The organism is Bellilinea sp., assembly GCF_034432615.1.
In the GTDB taxonomy this organism is placed as follows: domain Bacteria; phylum Chloroflexota; class Anaerolineae; order Anaerolineales; family Anaerolineaceae; genus Bellilinea.
This window is the reverse complement of record NZ_DAOUBL010000195.1, coordinates 1-4,584: the sequence shown is the minus strand read 5'-3', so window position 1 is coordinate 4,584 and position 4,584 is coordinate 1. Positions and strand designations below refer to the sequence as shown.

At 48.0% G+C, this 4,584-nt stretch carries 4 protein-coding genes and 1 pseudogene; 4 read left to right on the top strand and 1 reads right to left on the bottom strand.

Going from position 1 to position 4,584, the window contains the following annotated elements; all coding sequences use genetic code 11:
* The first annotated feature begins 160 nt into the window (after window positions 1-160).
* The gene (locus VAE48_RS08875) at window positions 161-1,369 is read left to right on the top strand and encodes a hypothetical protein (RefSeq protein WP_322792966.1); all 1,209 of its coding nucleotides are present in this window, start codon (window positions 161-163) and stop codon (window positions 1,367-1,369) included.
* On the opposite strand, the gene VAE48_RS08870 is transcribed toward VAE48_RS08875, so the two are convergent.
* Window positions 1,342-2,154 (bottom strand): TlyA family RNA methyltransferase, encoded by an 813-nt coding sequence (locus tag VAE48_RS08870; RefSeq protein ID WP_322792965.1) that lies wholly within the window; start codon window positions 2,152-2,154, stop codon window positions 1,342-1,344. The genes VAE48_RS08875 and VAE48_RS08870 overlap by 28 nt on opposite strands.
* 103 nt (window positions 2,155-2,257) lie before the next feature.
* Between VAE48_RS08870 and VAE48_RS08865 the strand changes: the two genes are divergently transcribed.
* From VAE48_RS08865 to VAE48_RS08855, 3 genes and pseudogenes are all read left to right on the top strand, one after another.
* Complete coding sequence (locus VAE48_RS08865) at window positions 2,258-3,127, top strand: decaprenyl-phosphate phosphoribosyltransferase (RefSeq protein WP_322792964.1); 870 nt, start codon at window positions 2,258-2,260, stop codon at window positions 3,125-3,127.
* Window positions 3,128-3,133: 6 nt separating this feature from the next.
* A complete protein-coding gene (gene mvk, locus VAE48_RS08860; RefSeq protein WP_322792963.1) occupies window positions 3,134-4,099 on the top strand; it encodes a mevalonate kinase in 966 nt (321 codons plus the stop codon).
* Window positions 4,096-4,584: pseudogene (locus VAE48_RS08855) on the top strand (hypothetical protein); the annotation flags it as partial. The gene mvk and the pseudogene VAE48_RS08855, both read left to right, overlap by 4 nt.

Below are 4,584 nucleotides of genomic sequence, written 5' to 3'. Positions count from 1 at the left end.
CCAAAAAGTGCGCCTTCTGTTCCGGTGGCGGCGGCGGATTATGCAAGGACGGTTATGTGTATGACCGCTGTCCGGTGTGCAAGGGTTCCGGTTGGGCTTATGTATACGAGGAAGAAACTGAATAGCCTGAATCTTCTAATTCGCGGGGGTAAGAACCAACATGAGATTCTTCAAACCGGTCTTTGCAGCAGTTTTTGTTGGTGTAATTTTGTTTTTGGTATCCAACATTATTCCCCTCAAAAACCAGCTCGACCAGATTCAAAAGAGTCCAACTTCGGCTATTGCTGATCTCCCCCTTCCCCTTCTTCGCAAAACAGAACAACCTCCATCCATCAATTCGGCATCTTTAATGAACGCCGAATCAAATATTGCAAATCAACTACCCCAAAATCAAACCAATCCCACCTTCACACCCACGGCAACGCTGGTAGCCTTTACCCCTACACCGACCTCCTCATCATTTGAAGAATTCGAACCACGCCCTCCAGCGGACATTGTAACCTGTGCCGAAATCTGGTCTGTTCCGGAGATTCCCCTCAACTTACCACTGGTGCTGGAATACCCCCGCAGTGTGGAAGAATTGTACACCGAATACAATTACTACTATCTGGCTGCCATGTTAATCCAGAACAAGGTGGTTGATGCCAGCCAATGCCCTTACAATGGATTGCAATCTGCTACGACTGCAAATCAATGTGGGGTGGAAGTTGCCCGGCCGGTGATCATCGAATGGCAAAACCAATATGATTCAAAGATTTTTGAAACCGGCGTCAAATATGGGGTACCGGCACGCCTGTTGAAAAAGATTTTTGCAATCGAAAGTCAGTTTTGGCCAGCAATCTATATTGATATTCTGGAAAGCGGATTTGGACAACTCAATGATACCGGCGCAGATGCACTTTTACTGTACAGTCCGTATTTTTATGCCCAATTCTGTCCGCTCATCCTTCATCCCAGAACATGTGAGCAGGGTTACCTGGGCATTCCTGAATCGGGGCGCGCCTTGTTGCGGGGTGCGCTGGTTCGTCAGGTGAATGCCACCTGTGCAGATTGCCCTCAAGGGGTTAACCGTCAGCGTGCGCTGAGTAGCATACCCATCTTTGCCGAAGTAGTCAAAGCCAATTGCAGTCAAATCAATCAAATTGTCCGCAATACTACCAGTAAAAAATCCGGTGAAGTTGCCAGTTATGTGGATTTATGGAAATTCACCATGGCAAACTACAATGCCGGCCCCGGCTGTACAGCTCGGGCAATTGAAAGTGCATGGAAAGAAGAAGGAGAATTAACCTGGAACATTGTATCCAGTTATTTCACTTCTAAAGAATGCCAGAGTGCGCCTTTCTATGTTTCCGATATTTTCAAAGACTGAATCGGCTGATTGGTCATTTCCTCAATAAGTGATATCGGATTGGACAATCCCTGACCTTGCAGTGACAACCAAATCAAGAATTCAATATTGCCTTTTGGGCCGGTAAGGGGAGAACGCATCAGCCCGCGAATGACCCATCCCTCGCGCTGGCAAAAATCAACGATCTCGCTTAAAACCTGCCGATGTACCTGCGAATCACGAATAACGCCCTCTCCACGAGCGGCTTCCTCTTGACCGGCTTCAAATTGGGGTTTGATTAATGCAACCACCTCACCTTCATCGTCGCTTAACCAATGCCGGACAACCGGTAGAAGGATTTTCAAAGAGATGAAGGATGCGTCTATCGTCACAAAATCAATTTTTTCATCAAATCCCTTCAGATACCGCGCGTTGGTTCTTTCCATTACAACCACACGCTCATCACGCCGCAGCTTCCAGTGCAAAACGCCATATCCTACATCCACCGCAAAGACCCGCGCTGCTCCGTGCTGTAACAGACAATCTGTAAACCCACCGGTGGAAGCTCCCACATCCACACACACTCTGCCCGTCAAGTCGGTCAGTCCAAATTCAACCAAAGCCGCTTCCAGCTTTTCTCCCCCTCTGGATACAAATCGGGCCGGTTGAATGACCTCAACCTCCAAACCAGGGTCAACCATTTGCCCGGGCTTCTGCGCAATGGTTTGACCCACCCGCACCTGACCTGCCATAATCAGACGTTGAGCCTGACTGCGGCTTTCTGCCAATCCTTTTTCCACCAACCATACATCCAATCTTTTTTTCATACGGATATATTCTAACTTGCTTTCATCCCACCTGCGATTTTATTACCCAAATCAGTTCTTAAAATTTGCGGGTAAATTTGAATCAATATGATATGATTGGGGTATGCTTTCTGCCTTAATCAAAAGCATGCGACCGCGCCAGTGGAGCAAAAATGTCTTCGTCTTGGCTGCGGTTGTTTTCGATAAGAAATTACTCAATCCTGAAGCAGTCGGCAAATCGCTGGCAGGAATGGTTTTATTTTGCCTGCTTTCCAGCAGTGTTTATCTCATCAACGATATTTTGGATGCCGAAGCAGACCGTAATCATCCCCAGAAACGAAACCGGCCAATTGCTTCGGGAAAACTACCTGTGCCAGTTGCTGCGGCCGCAGCGGTTGGTATTATCCTTATTACGATCCCGGTATCGTTCCTGCTTTCAACATTGTTCGGATGGATCGCCTTAATCTATTTTCTGGTCAACCTGGCTTATTCCACCCGCCTTAAACACATCCCCTTGATTGATGTGTTAATTATCGCAGCAGGTTTTGTTTTACGGGTGGCGGCAGGGGTCTCGCTCATTGAGGTTGAACGCTTTTCACCCTGGTTATATGTGGTGACCACATTATTAGCTCTTTACATCGGTTTTGGAAAACGTCGCGCCGAGTTAACCCTGCTCCAAAATGATGCAAATAACCATCGTCGAGTTTTGGATGGTTACAACCTGGCTTTACTTGACCAATTGATCACCATCGTTTCGGGTACAACGATTGTAGCCTACAGTTTATACACCTTCTCAGCACCCAATCTTCCAGATAACCACAGTATGATGCTCACCATTCCGTTTGTCATTTACGGTATCTTTCGTTACCTTTACTTAATTCAAGTTGAACAGGCAGGCGGCGCGCCGGAGGATATTGTCCTGACCGATAAACCTTTACAGGCAGCCATCCTCTTGTGGGGTTTCTCTGTGCTGTTTGTGTTCTACTTGAATTGATCAATTATGCCTGCTGTTACTGCCTCCGCACCTGGAAAAGTCATTTTATTCGGTGAACATGCAGTGGTGTATGGTCAACCGGCCATTGCCGCCCCGGTGACCGGTGTCAAAGTAAAAGTTATTGTCCAGGCTGATCCATTACAGCCATCTGGCAATATCCGCATTGAATCTCCTGCAATCAACTTTCATGCCACTCGCACTGAACTTCCTGAACAACATCCCCTCAACACCCTGTTTCAATTGCTGGAACAAGCCTTGCAAATTTCCCGCTTACCGGCCATGAAAATCAGCATAAATTCCACCCTACCGGCAGGAGCAGGTATGGGATCAAGCGCGGCGGTAAGTATTGCCATGATCCGCGCCATCAGTCAGTTTGTTGGCTTACCCCTGGAAAACGAGCAGGTAAATAAAATTGCCTACGAAGTGGAAAAAGCCTTTCACGGCACTCCAAGTGGTATTGACAATACCGTAATCACATACCAGATGCCAATTTACTACGTGCGAAACCAGCGGCCAGAGTTGATTCATTTGAAAGACTCCATTACTCTGGTAATTGCCAATGCCGGTGAAGCCCCCTCAACAGCAGCAATGGTTGCCGGTGTCCGTCAGCGCTGGCAGCAACAACCTCAATATTATGAGCAAATCTTTCACCGAATTGGCAGGATTGTGCAGTCTGCCCGGAAGATTCTTGAGGAAGGCGATTGGTTAGCCCTGGCACCCTTGATGGAAGAAAATCATCAACTATTGCAATCCATGGGTGTTTCTTCACCGGCCCTGGACACACTGGTAAAGGCCTCTTTACAAAGCGGCGCTTACGGCGCAAAATTAACCGGGGGAGGCGGTGGTGGTAATATCATTGCCTTGGTGCCACCTGAACAGGCCGGGCAAATTGCCCAACGTTTATTGAATGAAGGGGCATTTCACACCTGGCTGACGACACTCCGCCCCCTGAAAGAGGATGACCAATCATGAGGAGAGTTTTCCTGAAACTGGGCGGATCCCTGATCACAGACAAACATCGTCCCGCAACTGCCCGTTTGGACATTATTGAACGCTTAGCCGAAGAAATAATAATGGCTACGCGCAATCTAAATAACACCCAGTTGATTATTGGTCATGGATCCGGCTCCTTTGGTCACATACCAGCCAGGCAATACCGCACTCGCCACGGTGTTTTTACGCCCAAAGACTGGCTGGGCTTTTTGGAGGTCTATCGGCAGGCAAGGGCTTTGAATCAAATCGTCTTTGAAATATTCAGCCAGAAGGGATTGCCCATAATCGCCTTTCCGCCTTCGGCAGTCATTCTGGCGGAAAATCAGCACCTCGCCGAATGGAATCCCAAACCGCTGATTTCGGCTTTACAGGCAGGTTTCATCCCGCTGGTCAATGGTGATGTGGTTTTCGACTCTCGCATCGGGGGAACAATTTTTTCCACCGAGGATGTGTTCATGGCATTA

What these genes read in the sequence shown, in the direction of transcription:
- VAE48_RS08865 (WP_322792964.1), top strand. Translation starts at nt 2,258, where the DNA reads ATGCTTTCTGCCTTAATCAAAAGCATGCGACCGCGCCAGTGGAGCAAA.
- VAE48_RS08870 (WP_322792965.1), bottom strand. Translation starts at nt 2,154, where the DNA reads ATGAAAAAAAGATTGGATGTATGGTTGGTGGAAAAAGGATTGGCAGAA.
- mvk (WP_322792963.1), top strand. Translation starts at nt 3,134, where the DNA reads ATGCCTGCTGTTACTGCCTCCGCACCTGGAAAAGTCATTTTATTCGGT.
- VAE48_RS08875 (WP_322792966.1), top strand. Translation starts at nt 161, where the DNA reads ATGAGATTCTTCAAACCGGTCTTTGCAGCAGTTTTTGTTGGTGTAATT.